Origin of the sequence: Nitratidesulfovibrio sp. D1 (assembly GCF_051133415.1) — a bacterium.
Lineage (GTDB): Bacteria > Desulfobacterota > Desulfovibrionia > Desulfovibrionales > Desulfovibrionaceae > Cupidesulfovibrio.
In genome coordinates, this window is sequence record NZ_JBPGNZ010000001.1 from 19,669 (window position 1) to 39,410 (window position 19,742).

General features: G+C 69.9%; 16 protein-coding genes and 1 riboswitch. Of the genes, 5 read left to right on the forward strand and 11 right to left on the reverse strand.

The window, feature by feature from the left end:
* Positions 1-23: 23 nt before the first annotated feature.
* The gene (gene murJ, locus ACR4XJ_RS00085; protein ID WP_434753296.1) at positions 24-1,643 is read right to left on the reverse strand and encodes a murein biosynthesis integral membrane protein MurJ; all 1,620 of its coding nucleotides are present in this window, start codon (positions 1,641-1,643) and stop codon (positions 24-26) included.
* Between the two features lie 281 nt (positions 1,644-1,924).
* A riboswitch (SAM riboswitch) is annotated at positions 1,925-2,045 on the forward strand.
* A 288-nt stretch (positions 2,046-2,333) separates the two neighbouring features.
* On the opposite strand from murJ, the gene ACR4XJ_RS00090 reads away from it, so the two are divergent.
* Positions 2,334-2,600 carry a hypothetical protein gene (locus ACR4XJ_RS00090; RefSeq protein WP_333506306.1) on the forward strand — a complete coding sequence of 89 codons (267 nt, stop codon included), beginning with the start codon at positions 2,334-2,336 and terminating at the stop codon, positions 2,598-2,600.
* A gap of 240 nt (positions 2,601-2,840) precedes the next feature.
* Here ACR4XJ_RS00090 and ACR4XJ_RS00095 read toward each other — a convergent pair whose 3' ends face one another.
* The 5 genes from ACR4XJ_RS00095 to ACR4XJ_RS00115 form a co-directional block, all read right to left on the reverse strand.
* Complete coding sequence (locus tag ACR4XJ_RS00095; protein ID WP_434753297.1) at positions 2,841-3,407, reverse strand: HAD family hydrolase; 567 nt, start codon at positions 3,405-3,407, stop codon at positions 2,841-2,843.
* 166 nt (positions 3,408-3,573) lie between these two features.
* Entirely contained in the window at positions 3,574-5,220 is a 1,647-nt protein-coding gene (gene groL / locus ACR4XJ_RS00100; protein ID WP_333506303.1) for a chaperonin GroEL, read from the reverse strand.
* A gap of 44 nt (positions 5,221-5,264) precedes the next feature.
* Complete coding sequence (gene groES / locus ACR4XJ_RS00105; protein ID WP_434753298.1) at positions 5,265-5,552, reverse strand: co-chaperone GroES; 288 nt, start codon at positions 5,550-5,552, stop codon at positions 5,265-5,267.
* A gap of 418 nt (positions 5,553-5,970) precedes the next feature.
* A complete protein-coding gene (locus tag ACR4XJ_RS00110) occupies positions 5,971-7,377 on the reverse strand; it encodes a Na+/H+ antiporter NhaC family protein (protein ID WP_434753299.1) in 1,407 nt (468 codons plus the stop codon).
* A gap of 186 nt (positions 7,378-7,563) precedes the next feature.
* Positions 7,564-9,528 (reverse strand): ATP-binding cassette domain-containing protein, encoded by a 1,965-nt coding sequence (locus ACR4XJ_RS00115; RefSeq protein ID WP_434753300.1) that lies wholly within the window; start codon positions 9,526-9,528, stop codon positions 7,564-7,566.
* 584 nt (positions 9,529-10,112) lie between these two features.
* Here ACR4XJ_RS00115 and ACR4XJ_RS00120 point away from each other — a divergent pair.
* Positions 10,113-11,816, forward strand: coding sequence for a methyl-accepting chemotaxis protein (locus ACR4XJ_RS00120; protein ID WP_434753301.1), 1,704 nt, complete (start codon positions 10,113-10,115; stop codon positions 11,814-11,816).
* 92 nt (positions 11,817-11,908) lie between these two features.
* Entirely contained in the window at positions 11,909-12,316 is a 408-nt protein-coding gene (locus ACR4XJ_RS00125) for a hypothetical protein (protein WP_434753302.1), read from the forward strand.
* A 397-nt stretch (positions 12,317-12,713) separates the two neighbouring features.
* Here the strand turns inward: ACR4XJ_RS00125 and ACR4XJ_RS00130 are convergent, their stop codons facing one another.
* Together ACR4XJ_RS00130 and ACR4XJ_RS00135 are read right to left on the reverse strand one after the other, a co-directional pair.
* Complete coding sequence (locus ACR4XJ_RS00130) at positions 12,714-13,205, reverse strand: YajQ family cyclic di-GMP-binding protein (protein WP_333506298.1); 492 nt, start codon at positions 13,203-13,205, stop codon at positions 12,714-12,716.
* Positions 13,206-13,365: 160 nt separating this feature from the next.
* Positions 13,366-14,889: a DEAD/DEAH box helicase gene (locus ACR4XJ_RS00135; protein ID WP_434753303.1), complete on the reverse strand. Its 1,524-nt coding sequence runs from the start codon at positions 14,887-14,889 to the stop codon at positions 13,366-13,368.
* A gap of 223 nt (positions 14,890-15,112) precedes the next feature.
* On the opposite strand from ACR4XJ_RS00135, the gene ACR4XJ_RS00140 reads away from it, so the two are divergent.
* Positions 15,113-16,192 carry a phosphotransferase family protein gene (locus tag ACR4XJ_RS00140; protein ID WP_434753304.1) on the forward strand — a complete coding sequence of 360 codons (1,080 nt, stop codon included), beginning with the start codon at positions 15,113-15,115 and terminating at the stop codon, positions 16,190-16,192.
* A 188-nt stretch (positions 16,193-16,380) separates the two neighbouring features.
* Positions 16,381-16,974, forward strand: a complete 594-nt coding sequence (gene msrA, locus ACR4XJ_RS00145; protein WP_434753305.1) for a peptide-methionine (S)-S-oxide reductase MsrA — start codon at positions 16,381-16,383, stop codon at positions 16,972-16,974.
* 128 nt (positions 16,975-17,102) lie between these two features.
* Here the strand turns inward: msrA and ACR4XJ_RS00150 are convergent, their stop codons facing one another.
* Genes ACR4XJ_RS00150 through ACR4XJ_RS00160 form a run of 3 tightly spaced genes read right to left on the reverse strand, consistent with a single transcriptional unit; the run spans position 17,103 to position 19,700 of the window.
* Positions 17,103-18,032, reverse strand: a complete 930-nt coding sequence (locus ACR4XJ_RS00150; RefSeq protein ID WP_434753306.1) for a radical SAM protein — start codon at positions 18,030-18,032, stop codon at positions 17,103-17,105.
* Positions 18,029-18,847, reverse strand: coding sequence for a 4Fe-4S binding protein (locus ACR4XJ_RS00155; protein ID WP_434753307.1), 819 nt, complete (start codon positions 18,845-18,847; stop codon positions 18,029-18,031). The genes ACR4XJ_RS00150 and ACR4XJ_RS00155 overlap by 4 nt, the downstream gene beginning before the upstream one ends.
* A complete protein-coding gene (locus ACR4XJ_RS00160) occupies positions 18,840-19,700 on the reverse strand; it encodes a substrate-binding domain-containing protein (RefSeq protein WP_434753308.1) in 861 nt (286 codons plus the stop codon). Before ACR4XJ_RS00160 ends, ACR4XJ_RS00155 begins: the two co-directional genes overlap by 8 nt.
* Between the last annotated feature and the right edge of the window lie 42 nt (positions 19,701-19,742).

Below are 19,742 nucleotides of genomic sequence, written 5' to 3' on the forward strand. Positions count from 1 at the left end.
GGGAGTGCGGAACGTCTCCCCCGTCAGCCGTCCTGCCGCCCGCGCGGCCTGCCCGTCACGCGGGCCAGCAGCGGACGCAGCCGGGACAGCACCGGCTCGGCCAGGTCCGGGGCCAGGCGGCGCGCCAGCAACAGGTACGCAACGGCGAACACCGGGCCGCTGGCGGCCAGCGCCAGGAACGCGCCCCACACCTGCCCGGCCGGGGTGGCCGGGGCCAGCAGCGGCGCATACGCCAGCGCGGGCCATGCGGGCAGCGCGGCCGCCGCGCACAGCGCCGCCGATTTCGCGCCCCACCCGACGATGCCGGAAAGCCCGCCGCCGCCATGACGCCTGCGCCAGACAAGGGCCAGCGCCACGGTATACACGGCCACGGCAACCGTGCCCGCCGCGGCCACGCCCAGGGTGCCCCGCGCCCCGGCGTGGCCCGCCAGCACGTACAGCGGCAGCGCGGCCAGGGTGGCCAGGGTGCCCACCACCGCCGGGGTCACCGTATCCTGATGGGCGTAGAAGGCCCGGCCCACCACCTGCTGCACGGCCCAGAAGGCCACGCCGCACAGCATCACCCGCAGCAGGGGCGCGGAGGCCAGCGTTTCGGCGGCGGCGAACCCGCCCCCCTGAAAGATCAGGCGCATGGTGGGCTCCGCCGCCAGCAGCATCCACGCGGACAGGGGGATGATCACCGCCAGCGCGTTGCGCAGGGCCGTGGACAGGGTGGCGTCGAAGGATTGCGCCTCGCCCCTGGCGGCCAGCGCGGCCAGGAACGGGTACGAGGCCACCCCGGCGGCCTGGGCCACCACGCCCACCGGCACCAGCATGATGCGCCGGGCGTAGTTCAGCAGGCTCACCGCGCCCTCGCCGGTCATGGAACCGAAGATGCGCACGAACTGCTCGTCCAGCACCACCACCGACTGGCCGATCATCAGCGGCAGGGCCAGCAGGGCGAAACGGCGCACGCCGGGATGGCGCAGCACCGGGCGCAGCCGCACCCCGCCGCCGCGCGCGGCGGCCAGCAGCGGCAGCCCGAAGCTGCCCAGCGCGGCGCCCGCCAGCACGCCCCAGCAGAAGCCCTCCATGCCGCGCGCAGGGGCCAGCGCCCACGACAGCACGCCACCGCCGATGATGCACCCGTTGTACACCAGCGGCCCCATGGCGGGCACCGCGAACTGGCGGCGCATGTACAACAGCGCGGTGACGCACGCCCCCGGCAGAAAGAACGCCTGCGCGGGCAGGATGATGCGCAGGAAGCGCACCAGCCGGGCCGTGGAAGGCGCGTCGAAGCCCGGCGCGGCCACGCGGGCCAGTTCCGGCGCGAACCACCACGCCACGCCGGTCAGCAGGCAGATGGCGATGGCGATCCACCAGAACGCGGCGGCGAAGAAGCGCCAGCCGTCCTCCGGGTCGCGCTCGAAGCGCTCCGACAACAGGGGAATGAGGGTGATGGAGAAATACCCGCCCGCCAGCAGGTAGTTGATGAAGTCGGGCACCACGAAGGCGGCGAAGTAGACGTCCGCCTCCACCGTGGCGCCGAACAGGTAGGAGATGACCTTGTCGCGCACGAGGCCCATGAACCGCGACACGAAGACGCTGGCCGCCATGATCAGGGCGGCGGCGCCCATCTGCTGGGTGCGGGTGAACAGCTTCATGCGGCGGCGGGCTCTCCTGTGCTACGTGCGCGGTACGCAGGAACCACTACCCCATACCGCCCCGATTGACCATACGGAGAGGGGCGTGCACCAAGGCAACGAGCGCCCGGGTAAAGGCGTTCGGAAGGCCGCCTGGCCGCGCAACCACATTTTTTTCAGCAGTGGTACTACACGAGACTACCTTTTACACAAATTAACACATTGAAAAATTTACTATACAAGTATTTCCTGATTTCCTGTTCATCCATTGACAACTGTGCACTCAACCGCTAGATATGCCCCATTCATGGAGAGAGGCGCGAGGGTACGGCCCTGTGACCGCCCGGCAACCTGCCCTGACGTGACGCCGTCGGTCGGGACAAGGTGCCAACACCGACCGTGTAGCGCACGGGATCATGATCGCGGGCTTGCGGCGTCGGCCTCTCCACGCGAGGGGCTTTTTTGTTTTTGGGGCATCGGCAGGCCGCTGGGGCCGCACGGTGCATGTGGGTGGATTTCAGGCCAATTGCGCACCCACAGAAAAAAAATGCAGCTAACAGGCCGTCGCGCCACGGGGGCCGCCGAATCACCCAGCCGGAACATCCGGCGGGCACGGTGGACAGCCCAAGGGCGCGCGGTGGTCCGCCGGCCCAGCCCCCGGCGGATTGACCACGCGAAGTCCGGACGGCTTCGCGGAAAAAGGGAGACACGATGAAGGATTTTCTGGAGAAGTTGCAGCCCGTTGGCGAGTGTGTGATCTACTACCTCTACCACAACGAGGACGAACCCATGCCCACCTGCTGGTCCGACCCGCTGGAGCTCATGGGTGACATGACTCGCCTGCAACTCACCGACGCACAGATGCGCGACCTGCGCGACATCGTGAGCGAGGAAATCCGCAGCGAAGGCCCCGAGGCGGTCTGGAAGGGGCGCACCCTGCGCAAGAACATCATCCATTCCTGCGGCTACCTGGTGTAGCCGGCACCTTCGGGGGGCGCGTCCGGCAGCGCGCCCGGCCCGGACATGGCGCCTCGTCCCGGCTTTCACGCATCGAACCCATGGCCACTCCCCCGCCCCGCGTGCCCGCGCGCCCCGGCGGCCAGATCATACGGCCAGACCATACGGACTGACCAGACAGCAGAACACAGCGCCCCCGACGGGAAACCGGCGGGGGCGTTCGCATTGGCGGAAAGCAGGGAACGGGGGACCCGGCGGCGGCTACGCCTCGAACCCCAGTTCAGCCAGCAACCCCGGCAACTCCCGGAAGTCGCGCATGGTGCGCACGCGGGGGGCGGTGCGCGCCTCGCGCGCCCCTCCTCCCCGGTGAGCATCGCGGGGCGGGTCGAACCAGATGCCGTACATCCCGGCTTGCGTGGCGCCCCACACGTCGCCGGTCCAGTCGTCGCCGATCATCACCACCCGGCGGGCGGGCAGGCCCAGGTCGCGCAGCACGTGGGCCCAGAACGGCGGCCAGGGCTTGGGCGCCCCCGCCGAGCGCCACGTGTACACCCCCGCCAGCAGCGGACCCACGCCCATGGGGGCAAGGGCCGCGCGGATGGGGTCCTCTTCCGACTCAGAGGCGTTGGAGGCCAGCGCCAGCCGCCAGCCGACGGACAGCGCACGCAGCACCTCGCCCGCGTGGGGCATGGGTTCCTCGTCGGTCCAGCCGTGCTGCGGCCCCATCCAGCGGGGCATGACGCGCATCAGCGTGCCGCCCCAGTCCAGCAGCAGCGCCCTGTCGGGAAGGTTCGCGGCGGCCGGGCCCGTGTGCTTCGGTTGCTCCATGTTCTCTCTCCTGCCCCGTGGTGCCCGTGCGGCGGGCCCGCGTCAAGTCGGAATGGTCCGCTCCGGCCCCACCATCCGTACCGCCAACGAAAAGGGCCGGAACCCGAAGGTTCCGGCCCGTGATCGCAACCAGGCAGCAGCCGGGAGGCCGTACCAGCCTTTCGGCCTAGTACATGCCGCCCATGCCGCCCATGCCACCCATGCCGCCGCCGGGCATGGGCATGTCCTTCTTGGGCTCGGGCTTTTCGGCCACGGCGCATTCGGTGGTCAGCAGCAGCGAGGCCACGGAGGCCGCATTCTGCAGGGCGATGCGGGTAACCTTCTTGGGATCGATGACGCCGGCCTTGATCAGGTCTTCGAAGTCGCCGGAAGCGGCGTTGAAGCCGAAGCCGTCCTTGCCGTCGCGCACCTTCTCGACCACGATGGAACCTTCGTAGCCGGCGTTGGAGGCGATCTGGCGCAGCGGTTCCTCGATGGCGCGGCGGATGATGTTCACGCCCGCGGCTTCGTCGTCATCGGCGGGCTTCACGTCGTCCAGCACCTTGCAGATGCGGATGTAGGCGGTGCCGCCGCCGGGGACGATGCCTTCCTCCACCGCGGCGCGGGTGGCGTTCAGGGCGTCCTCGACGCGGTCCTTCTTTTCCTTCATTTCGGTTTCGGTGGCCGCGCCCACGTTGATCACGGCCACGCCGCCCACCAGCTTGGCCAGGCGTTCCTGAAGCTTTTCGCGGTCGTAGTCGGAGGTGGTTTCGTCGATCTGGGCGCGGATCTGCTTCACGCGCGCCTTGATGTCGTCGGACTTGCCCGCGCCGTCCACGATGGTGGTGTTTTCCTTGTCGACCACCACGCGCTTGGCGGTGCCAAGGTCGGCCACCGAGATGTTCTCGAGCTTCACGCCCATGTCTTCGGACACCACGGTGCCGCCGGTGAGGACGGCGATGTCCTGCAGCATGGCCTTGCGGCGGTCGCCGAAGCCGGGGGCCTTCACGGCCACCACCTGGAGGGTGCCGCGCAGCTTGTTGACCACCAGGGTGGCCAGGGCTTCGCCTTCCACGTCTTCGGCGATGATCACCAGCGGACGGTTCATCTTGGCCACCTGTTCGAGAACGGGCAGCATGTCCTTCATGCTGGAGATCTTCTTCTCGTTGCAGAGAATGAAGGGCTCGTCGAGTTCGCAGACCATCTTTTCGGGATCGGTCACGAAATAGGGCGACAGGTAGCCGCGGTCGAACTGCATGCCTTCGACCACTTCGAGGGTGGTTTCAAGGCCCTTGGCTTCCTCGACGGTGATGACGCCTTCCTTGCCCACCTTGGCCATGGCCTCGGCGATGATGTTGCCGATGGTGGTGTCGGAGTTGGCGGAAATGGTGCCGATCTGGGCGATTTCCTTCTGGTCGCGGGTGGGCTTGGCCAGGGTGCCCAGTTCCTTGACCAGCTTTTCCACGGCCTTGTCGATGCCGCGCTTGATGGCCATGGGGTTGCGGCCGGCGGCCACCAGCTTCACGCCTTCGCGGTAGATGGCCTGGGCGAGGATGGTGGCGGTGGTGGTGCCGTCACCGGCGATGTCGCTGGTCTTGGAGGCGACTTCCTTCACCATCTGGGCGCCCATGTTCTCGAACTTGTCCTCGAGTTCGATCTCCTTGGCCACGGTCACGCCGTCCTTGGTGATGACCGGCGAGCCGAAAGACTTCTCGATGACCACGTTGCGGCCCTTGGGGCCCAGGGTCACCTTCACGGCGTTGGCGAGCTTGTCCACGCCGCGGGAAAGCTTTTCGCGGGCCTTGACGTCGAACAGGATTTCCTTGGAAGCCATTGTATTCATCCTCCTCGGGAGTAAGTGCGTGAGTTCGCGGGGCGTTATTCGATGATGGCGAGAATGTCGTCTTCGCGCATGACGAGGTGCTCGACGCCGTCAAGCTTGATCTCGGTGCCGGCGTACTTGCTGAACAGCACCGCGTCGCCCTTCTTGACGGTCATGGCGATGAGCTTGCCGTCTTCCGCGACCTTGCCGGGACCGGCGGCGACGACTTCACCGCGCGAGGGCTTTTCCTTGGCGGTGTCGGGGATGAAGAGGCCGCCGGCGGTCTTCTCTTCGGATTCGAGGCGCTTCACCAGAACGCGGTCATTCAAAGGCTTCAGATTCATGACAACTAGTCCTCCAACTTTAGGTGATCGCTGTTTGTCCCGTCGCTGGCACTCGCGTCCTGCGAGTGCCAGCGACAAGGGCGGTCATCTCGCCGCGCGCCATGACCGTGTCACGCGCGCGCCCTCCCGCCGGGTGGCGGGGGGCGAAATTCGTCTCGCCCGATGTATCGTGGCTTTTCGGCAGACGCCGGATTCCGGCCGCCGGGTGCGGCTGCGCGCCCGCGCCCGCTGGCGCGGAGGCGGTGCATGGCAACCGCGTTGGATAATAAGGCAGGTTTACGGCTTGAAAAGGGGGGCGTGTGCATTTTTTTGCATTTTCTTCCTGCGCCCTGCGAATTCAACGGGTTGCGCGCGCAACTGGCGCACCGGTCTGGCGCACCGGTCTGGGCCACCGGTCTGGCACACCGGGCGGCCCGCCTCAGGCCCCTGTTGTCCCGGCTCCTGCCGTGCGCGGGGCGCGCGGCAGCCCGGTGAGGATGGCCAGCACCCCGGCCGCGCCCAGCAGCAGGCAATAGTAGTTGGCCGACAGCACCGCCACGGGCGAAATGCCCGCGATGGACCCGGCCAGCAGCACCTGGGCCGCGTGCGGGGCCAGCCCCTGCACCACGCACGAGAAGATGTCCAGCATGCTGGCGCTGCGGCGCGGGTCCACGCCGGAGGTGGCGGCAATCTCGCGCGCCATGCCCCCGGTCAGGATTATAGCCACGGTGTTGTTGGCGGTGCACAGGTCGGCCACGGCCACCAGCCCGGAAATGCCCGCCTCGCCGGTGCGGGCGGACGCCCCGCCCCGCCTGCCGGGCCGGTCGGTGAACCGGCGCACGGCGGCCAGCAGCCAGGCCACCCCGCCATGGTAGCGGATGAGTTCGCCAAGGCCGCCCATGAGCATGGACAGCACGAGAATCTCGTGCATGTCCGTGAACCCCTTGTAGATGCCCTGCGCGAACTTCAGCGGGGTGTAGCCGTCCACCACCGCCATGCCCACGCCGCCCGCCATGACGATGCCCGCGAACAGCACGGCGAACACGTTCATGCCCGAAAGCGCCATGACCAGGATGGCCACGTAGGGCAGCACCGTGACCACCCGATAGGCGCCGGGTTCGGCGGCGCGCCCCGCGTCGCCCGCCAGCCAGAACACCGCCACGGTCAGCAGGGCGGCGGGCAGGGCGATGGCGAAGTTCATGCGGAACTTGTCGCGCATGTCGCAGCCCTGGGTGCGCGTGGCCGCGATGGTAGTGTCGGAAATCATGGACAGGTTGTCCCCGAACATGGCCCCGCCCACCACCGCGCCCATGAGCAGCGCGGCGTCCATGCCGGTCTGGGCGGCCACGCCCGCCGCGATGGGGCCCACGGCGGCGATGGTGCCCATGGAGGTGCCCATGGCCGTGGCCACGAAGGACGAAATGACGAACAGCCCTGGCAGCACCAGCCGCTGCGGCACCAGCGACAGCCCCAGGTTCACCGTGGATTCCACCCCGCCGATGTCCGAGGCCACCGAGGCGAAGCCACCCGCCAGCAGGTAGATGACGCACATGGTGACGATGTTGATCTCGCCCGCGCCGGACAGGAAGACGTTGACCCGCCGGGTCAGCCCGCCGGGCCGGGCCGCCGTGGCCGGGTCCTTCTCGCGCAGGGCCAGGGCCAGGGCGATGGCGGGCAGGATGGCCACCGCAGGCGACAGCTGGTAGAAGGCCATTTTCGTTCCGGCCGCGCCAAGGGCCAGCCCCGTGCCGATGAACAGCGCCAGGAACAGGCCCAGCGGCAGCAGGGCCACGGGGTTGGGGGCGGGGTGGCGCGGGGGCGCGGGGGCATGTGGGGTCTGGGACATGGCGATATCCTTGCGGGCCCGCGGATGCGGGACCGGTGCATGCATGTTCTTGCGTATGGGGGAAGTCCGGCCGCGCGGACATGCTGCCCGCAACGGCGAACCGTGCAGATAGGAACGGGGACGCCGCGTGTCCAGACGGACCGCGCGGGCGTCCCCGAAATATCATCCCGCGCCGGTTATTCGCGGTTATTCACGAAATTGGGCCAGCTCTGCGATGCGCGCCTCCACCACTTCCCAGCGCTCCAGCAGGGCGGTCTGCTCGCCTTCCAGCGCGGTGACCCGCGCGGCGGCGGCGTTGAAGCCCTCCGGATCGGTGGTGAAGAAATCCGGCTCGGCAAGGCGCGCCTCCAGCGTGGCCTGCTCGCGCTCCAGCGCATCCAGGTCGCCGGGCAGGGCCGCCAGTTCATCGCGCAGCCCGGCCAGTTCGCGCTGCTCCTTAAAGGTCAGCTTGCGTGTCTGGCCATTGCCCGGACCGTTGCCCGAACCGTTGCCCGAATTGGCGGCGCTGGCGGGCCGCCCGGCGTCGGCCTGCCCGTTCCCGGCGGCATCCGCCACGGGTTTCGGGCGCTGGCGCAGCCAGTCGGTGTAGCCGCCCACGTACTCGCGCACGTTGCCGTCGTCGTCGAAGGCCAGGGTGCTGGTGACCACGTCGTCCAGGAAGGACCGGTCGTGGCTCACCAGCAGCACGGTGCCCTGATATTCGGCCAGCAGTTCTTCCAGCAGTTCCAGCGTTTCCACGTCCAGGTCGTTGGTGGGTTCGTCCAGCACCAGCACGTTGGAGGGCCGGGTGAACAGCTTGGCCAGCAGCAGGCGGTTGCGCTCGCCGCCGGACAGCACCCTGGCGGGCAGGCGCAGCCGGTCCGGCTCGAACAGGAAGTCGCGCAGGTACCCGGCCACGTGGCGGCGGTTGCCGTTGACCTCTATGGTGTCCGCGCCCTCGGCCACGTTGTCCATGACCGACTTCTCGCCGTCCAGGGCCGAGCGCAACTGGTCGAAATAGGCGATTTCCAGCCGGGTGCCGTGGCGTATCTCGCCCGAGTGGGGGGTAAGCTGGCCCAGCAGCAGGCGCAGCAGGGTGGTCTTGCCCGAGCCGTTGGGGCCGATCAGCCCCACCCGGTCGCCCCGCTGGATGAGCGCGGAGAAATCGCGCAGCACCGACTTGGCGTTCTCGTGGGCGAAGCACACGTTGCGCGCCTCGATGACCAGCTTGCCCGAGCGCTCCGCCTCCTGCGCCAGCATGGCCACCCCGCCCTGCCGTTCGCGGCGGCGGGCGCGTTCCTCGCGCAGGGCGTGCAGGGCGCGCACCCGGCCCATATTACGCGTGCGCCGGGCCTTGATGCCCTGACGCACCCACGCCTCTTCCTGGGCCAGCTTCCTGTCGAACAGGGCGAACTGGCGCTCCTCGTTCTCCAGCCGGGCCTCGCGCTGCTCCTGGTACTGGTCGTACCCGCAGGCATAGGAATGCAGCCTGCCCCGGTCCACCTCCACGATGCGGGTGGCCAGGCGGCGCACGAAGGCCCGGTCGTGCGAGACGAACACCAGCGTGCGCGCGCGGCGCATCAGGTAGTCTTCCAGCCACGCGATGGTGTCGATGTCGATGTGGTTGGTGGGCTCGTCCAGCAATAGGTCCTGCGAGGCGACCAGCGCGCGGGCCAGCAGCACCCGGCGCTTGCGCCCGCCGGACAGGGTGGCGAACTCCCGCTCCGGGTCCAGGCGCAAATGGTTGCACACCGACAGCACGTCGCCGTACCGCTCCCACCCTTCGCCGGTTTCCAGCGCGCGCCGCGCGGCGGCCAGGGCGGCCTCGTCCACGGGACGGCCCGCCTCGCGCGCGGCCTCCAGCACGTGAAAGGCGGCCAACGCCTCACCCTCGGGTCCCAGGCCCCCTGCCACGATGCCGAACACCGGGCCGGAAAGCTCCTCCGGCACTTCCTGCGGCATGCAGCCGAAGCGCGTGCCCGGCGCGCGCACCACTTCGCCCGCGTCGGGGCGCACGTCCCCGGCCATGAGCCGCAGCAGCGTCGATTTGCCCGCCCCGTTGCGCCCCACGAGGCAGATGCGCTCGCCCTGCTCCACGTGCAAGGTGGCCCCGTCCAGCAGCCTGCCGGTGCCGAGGTTGAGCGTGACGTCCTGTATGCCGAGCAGTGCCATGTGCATATCCCGCCAAAAATATTCGGTTACCTGAAAAAAACGCGAAGAAATATCCGCCAGGCCGCATGACCATGCGAAAAAACACGCCATACGGGCAAATGTTGCGTTCAATCAATCAGTTTAGCGTGCAACCGTCCCTCGGGCAAGCCGGACGAAAAAAGTCCACAAAACGCCACGATACCGGAATGTTATTGCAATGAAGCTGCGATTGTACGTAAGTATGTGCTAACATTGACATGTATGCACAGCAAAGGATAGACGCAACACTATTGCCGCATCAAGCGCCATGGGAATTGGCGCACACGCCACAATCCCTCGGGGTATCCATGCGTTACGTCTCGCCACAAACACTGGGCTGTGCCGTGGGCACCGGCCTTCTCGCGGCCGGTGCGGCCGCCCTCTCGCCCTTTCTTTCGGGCACGTTTTCCGTATCGCACGGCATTGCCACAGTGCTCGTCGCATGCATTGCGGCAGCCGGCGTGCTGTGGTGCCGGACGCGCGGACAGATCGCAGACGCGCGCCTGCTGCACGATACCGCGCTGAAGGGCACGAACGCGCCAGGTACGAACGTGCATGGTGCGAACGTGCATGGTACGGACGCGCCCGCCGCCCTGGCCGAGGCCGCCACCGCCATCGCCACCCTGCGCGACGAGGCGCTGCGCAACGCCGCCGCCGGGCAGGCCATCCTGGAAGCGCTGGACGCCACGGATGCCACGGACGGGGCCGTACCTTACGCGCTGCTGGACGCCCAAGGCATGGTCGCCTGCGCCTCCCCTGCCCTGCTGGCCCTGCTCGACGCAGGCGCAACGCCGCCCGCCCTGCCCGCCACCCTCGAAACGCTGGGCCTGCGCCCCGCCCCCGCCGACGCCAAGGGGGCGGAACTGCTGCGCCAGGCCCGCGAGGGCCGCGCCGCCACCGGCGAACTGGCCATCCCGCTGGCCTGCGGGGTGCCCGGCACCGGCACGGCCGCGAACACATCCGGCGTGTCCTGCCTGATTCATCTTTCCCTGGCCGCCCGGCCCATCACCGACACGGCGGGCCGCCTGCACGGCAGCTTCGTGCTGCTGCGCGACATGACCCGGCTGCGCGCCGCACAGTGTACCCTGGCCAGCACCTCGTCGCGCATCGAACGCTTTGCCGCCACCTCCATGTCGGCGGCCGACGAGGTGAGCCGCGCCGCCGAGGACCTGGCCACCCTGATCCAGGAAGCCAACGCGGGCGCGGGCAGCCAGCAGGAACGCACGGCCGAGACCGCCACCGCCATGGAAGAGATGAACGCCACGGTCGTCGAGGTGGCCCGCAACGCGGCCCACGCCGCCGACCAGGCCGCCGAAACCCGCCGCCGCAGCGTGGACGGCGCCCGTCAGGTGAACGAACTGGTGGCCCACATCGACGGGGTGGAGCGCGTCATCGGCCAACTGGCCGAGCGCGTGGGCGCGCTGGACGCGCAGGCCGGCAACATCGGTCAGGTGATGAACGTGATCAGCGACATCGCCGACCAGACCAACCTGCTGGCGCTGAACGCGGCCATCGAGGCGGCGCGCGCCGGGGACGCCGGGCGCGGCTTTGCCGTGGTGGCCGACGAGGTGCGCAAGCTGGCCGAAAAGACCATGAACGCCACCCGCGAGGTGAGCGAGGTGATCACCGGCATCCAGCAGAGTTCGCGCGCCGCCGCCCGCGAGATGGACGGAGCCCGCGCCGCCGTCAACGAGGCGGCCCGCCGCGCGCAGGATTCCGGCGCCGCGCTGTCGGAAATCCTGACCCTTACCGACAACACCAGCATTCAGGTGCAGTCCATCGCCACCGCCGCCGAACAGCAGTCGGCCACCTCGGCCGAGATCAACCGCGCGGTGGAGGCCATCACCGGCATTGCCGGGCGCACCATGGAAATGATGAACCACGCCGCGCAGGACATCTTCAGCCTGGCCGGGCGGTCCAGCGACCTTTCACGCACGGTGTCGCGCATCACGACGGACGATGCGGACGACACGGCCGCCGCGGAAGGCAAGGCCGTGCCCTGCTGGGACTTCAAGAAATGCGGCCGCGAAAAGGGCGGCGCCAAGGAAAGGGAAATGGGGGTCTGCCCCGCCTGGCCCAACCACGGCTTCAGCTGTGCCGGGGTTACCGGCACCTTCTGCGGCGGCCAGGTACAGGAAACCTTCGCCAAGAAGATCGGCAACTGCGCCAAGTGCGACTTCTTCAAGAGCGCATCCTACCGGCGCGACGCCCACGATACCCAGATGTCCGGCGCCGCCGCCAAGGCCCGCCCGCTGGAACTGCGGCGCTGAGCCTGCCGGGCGGCGGCCTTCCCCAGGCGCAGGCCCCACGCTTGCGCACCAGCCTCCACAAGGGTACTAGGGCTATACAGGAGGTGCCATCCATGCCCGCCACCGAACCCGACGCCCGCAAGGGGCGCGAAGCCCTTGGACACTGGCTTGACGAAATGGCCGCCACCGTGCGCGACATCGAACGCGAGGCCGAACAGGCGCTGCACCGGAACGAGGACCAGGACGCCTACCGCGACCTGATGCGCCGCAAGGCGCAAGTGCTGACCTCGCTGCCCGACCGCGCCCGCGACCTGCTGCCCCAGTTCGAGGGGCGCGAGCGCGACGCCATCGCCGACCGGCTGTCCCGCTTCGCCTCCAGCGCATCCAACGCCCTGCGCATCGACTCCGTGTTCTACATGTCCGCCCTGCTCTACCCGGAAGACCACACCCCCGGGCAGCCCAACGACCTGGAAACCTTCGCCGCCGCCGTGCGCGAAGGGCGCATCGGTCAGGCCGGGTAGCTTCGGACGGATCGGACAGATGGGGGTCTGCGAGTTGCCCCGCACCTAGCGCGACAACAGCCACGCATCAACAAACACCCGCCCGGAGACGTGAAGTCTCCGGGCGGGTGTTTGTTGATCTCGGTAGTGGCGCGTTCGTAACACCCATAAAAAACAACAAAAAACCGATAAGCCTGTTTTTCTTCTCCGCCCCCACTCCACCTCTGTCCTTGCATCGGGCGGGGCGAGGGGGCGTCCTGCGATGGCGAAACGCGGCGGCGGCCCCGAAGGCAAGGCGCGGTACGCTACGGCGACGACGGCGTAGCAGCGCTACGTCGAGGAAGCCGTAGCGTGCCGCAACGCAGCCAGCGGGGAATGCCGCCGCGTTGCAGCCGCAGGGCGCGCCCGAGCACCGCCCCTAGGATTTCATGTTGACGAATTGAAGGGGTATGCCCAACTCCTCCCCCCGCAGCAACTGGATGACTTCCTGAAGGTCGTCGATCTTCTTGCCGGTGACGCGCACCTGGTCATCCTGGATGGCGGCCTGGACCTTCAGCTTCGCGTCCTTGATCTTCTTGACGATCTTCTGGGCCACGTCCTTGGCGATGCCTTCGCGGATGACCACGTCGCGTTTTACCTGGCCCTTGGACGTGGGTTCGATGTCCTTGAACTCAAGGCACTTGGGATCGACCTTGCGGCGGATGCAGTGGGATTGCAGCATGTCCTGCAGGGCGCGCATCTTCATTTCGTCGCCCGCCAGCAGGTGGATGCGCTTGTCGCCGCGATGCAGTTCGATTTCGGTGACGGAATTGCGGAAGTCGTAGCGGGTTTCCACTTCCTTCTTCACGTTGTTCACGGCGTTGTCGAGTTCCTGCATCTCGACCTTGTTGACCACGTCGAACGAGGGCATGCGAACCTCCGGATGCGTCGTGCCGTGGGGCACGCGGATTGAAAAGTGTCCTGCGGACGGAGCGGCCGGATTGGGCCGGACGGGGCCGCGCCCGCATGGGACACAGGATGTAGCAAAGGGAGCGCCTTGGTTCAAGCCGGGCCGGGGCCGGGTACGGCGGTCAGCTTGCGGATTCGGGGCCGGAACCGCCGGAGGGGCCGCGTCCGGGCTTGCCGCGCGGCTCCTGCGGCTGCGGCGCGCTGCCGGGCGCGGCGGGGGGTACGGCATGGCGGGCCGGGCGCGGCCGCGTCGGCTTGCGCGGCGGCTCCGGGGCCTCTGCCGGTTGCAATTGCGGCTTGCGGCCGCCGGGCAGGCGGGCCTGCCGGGGCGGCAGCGCGGGGCGCGCCCCTTCCGGGCTGCGCGCGGCCGCGCCGTAGTCGAACCCCTCGAAGCGGCAGCGGGTCACCGGGCCGCCCAGGGCGCGCTCGATGTGGCGCACCGCCGCCTCGTCGCCGGGGGCCACCAGGGTCATGGCCGTGCCCGCGCGGGCGGCGCGGCCGGTACGCCCGATGCGGTGGATGTAGGCATCGGCCGTGGCGGGCACGTCGTAGTTCACCACGTGGGTCACCCGTGAAATGTCCAGCCCGCGCGCGGCCACGTCGGTGGCCACCAGCACAGCGTAGCGCCCGGTGCGGAACCCGTCCAGCGTGGCCTGGCGCCGCCGCTGCGAAAGCTTGCCTTGCAGGCAGCCCACGCGCAGTCCCGTGGTGGCCAGTTGCTGCCACAGGCGGCGCGCCCCGTGCCGGGTGCGCACGAACACCAGCACCGCACCCGCCAGGGGGTCGTCCTCGATGCCGTCCCCGCTGTTATCCCCGGCGCCGCCATCGATATCGCCCGGCATGTCGGGCGCATCAGGCAGATCGGGCAAATCGGGCAGGTCAGGCAAATCGGGCAGATCGGGCGCGACAGCATGTCCGGGCTCGCCGGGCAGCAGCCGGGCGCGCAGGATGGCCTTCAGCAGCGGCGTCTTGAGGTGGACGGGCACCGGGTACAGGGCGTGGTCCACGGTGGCGGCCGGGGCTTGCGCGTCCACGCTGACGGTCACGGGGTCGCGCAGGGCCTCGCCCGCCAGGCCGCGCACGGCCTCCGGCAGGGTGGCGGAAAACAGCATGCGCTGGCAGGCGGCGGGCACAACGGCCAGCAATTTGCGCACATCGGCCAGAAAGCCCAGTTCGAACAGCGAGTCGCCCTCGTCCAGCACCAGCACGTCCAGGGCGGCAAGGTCCAGGTTGCCGCGCCGCAGGTGGTCCAGCAGGCGGCCGGGGCAGGCCACCACTATCTCGATTCCGGTGCGCAGCCGCAGGGCCTGCGGCATGATGCCCACCCCGCCGTAGATGGTGGTGGAGCGCAGGCGGGTCATGGAGCCCAGCCGCCGGATGTGGTCGTGGATCTGCTCCGCCAGTTCGCGCGTGGGGGCCACCACCAGCGCCCGCACCTGCCCGCGCGGACCTTCCAGCAGGCGTTGCAGCAGCGGCAGCGCGTAAGCGGCGGTCTTGCCCGTGCCCGTGGCGGCCAGGGCCAGCACGTCGCGCCCGGACAGCGCGGCGGGAATGGCCCGGCGCTGCACGGGAGTGGGCAGGTGGTAGCCCATGCTTTCCACCCCGGCCAGCAGGCGGGCGTCGAGGGGCAGTTCGGCGAAGGTCACGGCGGGAATGCTCCGGAATGGCCGGGGGCCGGGCTGGCGGACGCGGGATGCGGGACAACGGCGCGGGGTGATACTACGTTGCCCCGGCGGCCGTGGCAATGCCGGGGAACGGCCGGACGCGCGGCCCCTCCTTGACGAGCCCCTGTCCGCTGGACATGGCGTCCCCCGCATGGAACATTGCGTCCTGCCGCCATCCGGCCACACCAACCTCCACGGAGACCACATGCTCGACCTGCCGTACCGCTTCGGCGTCACCCCGCGCCGCCTCGCCACGGAATTTCCCCTGCCCGGCAGCCCGGAACGCTGCCTGACCCGCACGGCGGTGCAGGGCGACGACGGACGGCTGTGGATGCTGGAACGGCTCGCTCCGGCGCAGGTGGCCCGGCGCGAGGCCATGGGCGGCCTGCTGGCGCAACTGGCGGACCCGGCCGTGTCCGGCCCGGACCTGGCCCGGCTGGTGCCCGCCTACCTGCCGGTGGACGATGCTTCGCCGCACAAGGCCCCGAAAGGCTCTGCCCTGCGCCACGTGCTGGCGGCGGATACCCCGCCCCACGCCGGGTACTGGCAGCTTTCGCCCTTCGTGCCCGGCGCGGAGCCGCCCCGTCCCGACTATCTGGACCATGCCTGGCGGGGCCGGGCCGTGGCGGCCCTGCTGCTGGCCCTGCACCGGGCCGGGGACAATCTGCCCGCCGGGCTGCCCCCCGCGCCGGTGCCGCCGCTGCCCGCGTTCATCGCCGGGCTGCACGAGGCCGTGGCCCGGCGCATGCCCGAGGCGGCCCGCCGCCTGCACCCGGTGCGCGACGCGCTGGAAGCCCTGCCCGACGCGCTGGCCGCCCAGCCGGTGGTGCTGGCCCACGGCGACGCCCACCCCCTGAACCTGATCTGGACGCCCGGCGAGAATGGCGACGACACCCCGCCGCGCGTCGCCGGACCGCTGACCACCGGACCGCTGGCCGCGCTGCGCGGGGTCATCGACTGGGAATTCGCCGGGGCGCAGCCCGTGCTGTATGATGCCGCCAACTGCATCGGCTGCGTGGGGTTCGAGCATCCCTCGGGCCTCGGGCGCGCCTTTGCCGCCGGGTTCACCGCCACGCTGCGCGAGGGCGTGGAACAGTATGACCTTGCCGGAATACCGGCGGACACCCTGCGCCACCTGCCGCTGATGGTGCTGGCCTCGCGCTTCGGGTGGCTGTCGGAATGGCTGCGCCGCAGCGACCGGGACATGCTGGACATGGAACTGGACTACTGCGGCATCCTGCTGCACCACCGCCACCGGCTGGCGGAGATGTGGGCCGGGGGATAGCCTCCCGCCGCTTCCGCCATGGGCAATCCGCGCCAGCGGTCCGCACCGCCCTTCCCGCTCCCCCTGTCCCGCGACCACATCAGGACCGCGCCCCCCTGTACTCCCGGCGCGGGCGTGCTATATCTGACCTGATGCCCGGAGGGGGGCGCCATTTCCGGCGCGCCGCGTCCGGCACGGGAGTGCGCATCATGTCCACCCTGCTTCACTCCGCCTCCATCGAGACCACGGCAACCGATGACGCAACCGCCGCCCCTGCGGCCCCCACGGCCACCGCCATCTTCGCGGGCGGCTGCTTCTGGTGCATGGAAAAACCCTTTGACCAACTGGACGGCGTGCTGGAAACCACTCCCGGCTACACCGGCGGCAGCGTGGATTCGCCCACCTACCAGCAGGTGTGCTCCGGCCTCACCGGGCACGCCGAGGCCATGCGGGTGACCTACGACCCGGCCAGGGTCGCCTATGAAACCCTGCTGGATGTCTTCTGGCGCAACGTGGACCCGCTGGACCCCGGCGGCCAGTTCTGCGACCGGGGCAGCCAGTACCGCTCGGCCATCTTCGTGGCCGACGCGGAGCAACGCCGCGCCGCCGAGGCCAGCAAAAAAGCGGTGGAGGAACGCCTGGGCCGCCCGGTGGCGACGCAGATCGTGGACGCGACCACGTTCTGGCCCGCCGAGGAATACCACCAGGACTACTACCTCAAGAGCCCGGTCCGCTATTCGTTCTACCGGGCCAACTCCGGCCGCGACAAACGGCTGGAACAGGTCTGGGACACGGAGAAGTGACCCGCCGCGTCCCGGCAACAGCCCGGAAACTTGAAAGGACGCCGCCCACAGTGGGTACGGCGTCCTTTCTCGTTGTATTTGCTTCGTATCGGACCACGGGTCCGGCCCCGGCGGACGAGCGCCCGCCCTCAGCCGCACCGCCGCCCGGAGCAGCCTGCCGTTCCGGGCAGCCCGTGCCCCCGGCGCGGACGTTCCGGCTCCAAGGGCAGCAGCCCCAGCCCGCCCAGCGTGCCGCCGTCGCCCAACAGTCCGGCGGCGTCGGCCCGGCAGCGGGCGCAATGGCGCATCTGCGGCAGGTGGCGGCCCGCCGCCGCGCGCACCGCGTCCATCAGTCGCGGCCCCGGCGCGGATACCCCGCCCAGCGGGGTGCCCGCAACCGGAATGAGCCCGATGCAGTTCATCAGCGAGGCCCCCAGCGCGGCGGCGCGCATGGCCACCGCCTCCACGTGGGCGTCGTTGAGGCCGGGCACCACCACGGTGTTCACTTTCACGGCGATGCCCGCCCGCGCCAGGCGGGCCAGCCCATCCTCCTGCCGGGCCAGCAGGTGCGCCGCACCCTCCGCACCGCGCAGCACGCGCCCGGCACACCCTTCCCGGCCAGACACGTGCGCGTACAGGCGCGCGCCCACTTCCGGGTCCACGGCGTTCAGGGTCACGGTGACGTGCCCCACGCCCAGCGCGGCCAGCGCGTCCACATGCTCGGGCAGGGCCAGCCCGTTGGTGGACAGGCACAGCAGCAGGCCGGGATGCGCCCGCCGCACCAGGGCCAGGGTTTCCAGCGTGGGGCCGGGGTCGGCCAGCGGGTCGCCCGGCCCGGCGATGCCCACCACCGAAAGGTGCGGCAGCGCCGCCACGGCCCGGTCCACCAGCCGCGCGGCCTCGGCCGGGTCCAGCACGCGGCTGGTCACGCCGGGGCGCGACTCGTTGACGCAGTCGTGCCGCCGGTCGCAGTAACCGCAACGGATGTTGCACGCCGCCGCCACCGGCAGGTGGATGCGCGCGTGCGTTCCGTGCGCCCCGGCGGAAAAGCACGGATGACGCGGATCGCCCGCGCTCATCGCGGCTTCCGCCCGATGCCGATGCAGTCCTGCGGGCACGAGCCGATACAGTCCCCGCAGTTGGTACAGTTGGTCTCCTCGGGCCGCGTGGCCATGTAGCAGACCTTGCGGCACTTGTCGCAGCCGTTGCAGGCGTCGGTCTTGTACACCGCAAACGGCGCGAAGCGGCGCACCACCTCCAGCACGCCGCCCGCCGGACAGGCGAAGCGGCACCACGCGGCGGACACCGCCACGCCCAGCGCCAGCAGGCCCACCACGGCCCAGGTGCGCACCAGCCACAGCGGCATGGCGTGCTCGAAGGTAAGGGCCACCGCGCCGAAGAATTCCCCGGTGCGGATGGGCACGTTGACACGCGGCTGCCCCAGCACGAAGTAGGCCCACAGGGCCAGCGCCAGCCCGCCGTACTTGCCGAAGGGCAGCAGGCGCGCGGCAAGGCCGCCGGGCTTCAGGCGCAGCGGCGCGAACAGGCCCAGCAGCCGGTTCACCGTGCCGCCGGGGCAGGCCCACCCGCAGAAGGCGCGGCCGAACAGGGCCGCCAGCGCCAGCCACCCGGCCCACACGCCCCAGAACATGGTGAACAGCCGCCCGTGGCAGGCCACCACCGGACAGTTCTGGCAACTGATGTACGGCACCACGAAGGGGCAACGGAAGATGCCGTAGAACGACCACTGGCCGATGACGGCCAGCATGACCACCTGCACAACCCGGTTCCACAGGCGCACGGTGCGGGCGCGCAGGCCCGCGCGCGGCCGCAGTTCCGTCAGGTTCGCCGCGCCGCCCGCCGCATGCAAGGTATTCACGCCCGCATCAGACATCCTTCACCCCCAGCTTTTCCACCAGTTCCTGCCCGCGCGGCGAAATGGCGGGGATGAACCCGGCCCGCTCGAAATGCGCCTGCCCTTCGGCGGAGGTCACCCACGCCACGTAGTCGTCGGCCAGGGCGCGGTCGCGCGCCTCCTGCATGACGCCCACGGTGAAGGTGAGCGGCGGCGGCGGAAACAGCCCGGCGGGAATCTCCACGATGTCCAGCCGATCCGCGAACTGGGGCAGCCGCGCGACCCGCAGTTCCACGATCATGGCGTCGGCCTTGCCGGTGGTCACCGCCTCCACCGAACGCTGCACGCAGGTGCCGGGGTCGGCCACGTTGGCCATCACCGCATCCAGGCACCCCGCCTTCTTGAGCAGCCCGATGACCGCCGCGCCGCCGGGGGGCGACGCCTCGGGCGCCATGGCCACCCGCACGCCCTTGCGGGCCATGTCTTCCACGGAACGCACGTTGCCCGGATTGCCCGTGGGCGTGACGATGACGTAGCTGGTGAAACACAGTGGCCTGAAATAGGTCATCCGGCCCGCCGCGCGCAGCTTTTTCGCAAGGTCCAGCACCCGCCCGGCGAAGACCTCCGTCGAGCCGCTGCCCAGCAGCGACTTGCCCAGCGCCGCCGCAAACGCGCCGGTGTACACCACCGCCGCGCCGCTGCGCCTCTCGTACTCCACATGGGCGGGCTGCATGGCCTCGGCCAGGCCCCCGCACGACCACACCTGCAACCTGCCGCCCGGGAACGGCGCGGCCTGCGCCGTTCCCGGCAACGAGGCGGCGGCCAGCCCCGCCACCCCGGTCAGCGAGGCGCGCAGAAACCCGCGCCGCCCCTCGTCCTGCAACTGACGCATGAACACCTCCGCGTGTTATGGGTAGTGGCACCCACCCTATAC

Coding starts and splice junctions, on each gene's coding strand:
- murJ (WP_434753296.1), bottom strand. CDS start 1,643: ATGAAGCTGTTCACCCGCACCCAGCAGATGGGCGCCGCCGCCCTGATC.
- ACR4XJ_RS00090 (WP_333506306.1), top strand. CDS start 2,334: ATGAAGGATTTTCTGGAGAAGTTGCAGCCCGTTGGCGAGTGTGTGATC.
- ACR4XJ_RS00095 (WP_434753297.1), bottom strand. CDS start 3,407: ATGGAGCAACCGAAGCACACGGGCCCGGCCGCCGCGAACCTTCCCGAC.
- groL (WP_333506303.1), bottom strand. CDS start 5,220: ATGGCTTCCAAGGAAATCCTGTTCGACGTCAAGGCCCGCGAAAAGCTT.
- groES (WP_434753298.1), bottom strand. CDS start 5,552: ATGAATCTGAAGCCTTTGAATGACCGCGTTCTGGTGAAGCGCCTCGAA.
- ACR4XJ_RS00110 (WP_434753299.1), bottom strand. CDS start 7,377: ATGTCCCAGACCCCACATGCCCCCGCGCCCCCGCGCCACCCCGCCCCC.
- ACR4XJ_RS00115 (WP_434753300.1), bottom strand. CDS start 9,528: ATGGCACTGCTCGGCATACAGGACGTCACGCTCAACCTCGGCACCGGC.
- ACR4XJ_RS00125 (WP_434753302.1), top strand. CDS start 11,909: ATGCCCGCCACCGAACCCGACGCCCGCAAGGGGCGCGAAGCCCTTGGA.
- ACR4XJ_RS00130 (WP_333506298.1), bottom strand. CDS start 13,205: ATGCCCTCGTTCGACGTGGTCAACAAGGTCGAGATGCAGGAACTCGAC.
- ACR4XJ_RS00140 (WP_434753304.1), top strand. CDS start 15,113: ATGCTCGACCTGCCGTACCGCTTCGGCGTCACCCCGCGCCGCCTCGCC.
- msrA (WP_434753305.1), top strand. CDS start 16,381: ATGTCCACCCTGCTTCACTCCGCCTCCATCGAGACCACGGCAACCGAT.
- ACR4XJ_RS00150 (WP_434753306.1), bottom strand. CDS start 18,032: ATGAGCGCGGGCGATCCGCGTCATCCGTGCTTTTCCGCCGGGGCGCAC.
- ACR4XJ_RS00155 (WP_434753307.1), bottom strand. CDS start 18,847: ATGTCTGATGCGGGCGTGAATACCTTGCATGCGGCGGGCGGCGCGGCG.
- ACR4XJ_RS00160 (WP_434753308.1), bottom strand. CDS start 19,700: ATGCGTCAGTTGCAGGACGAGGGGCGGCGCGGGTTTCTGCGCGCCTCG.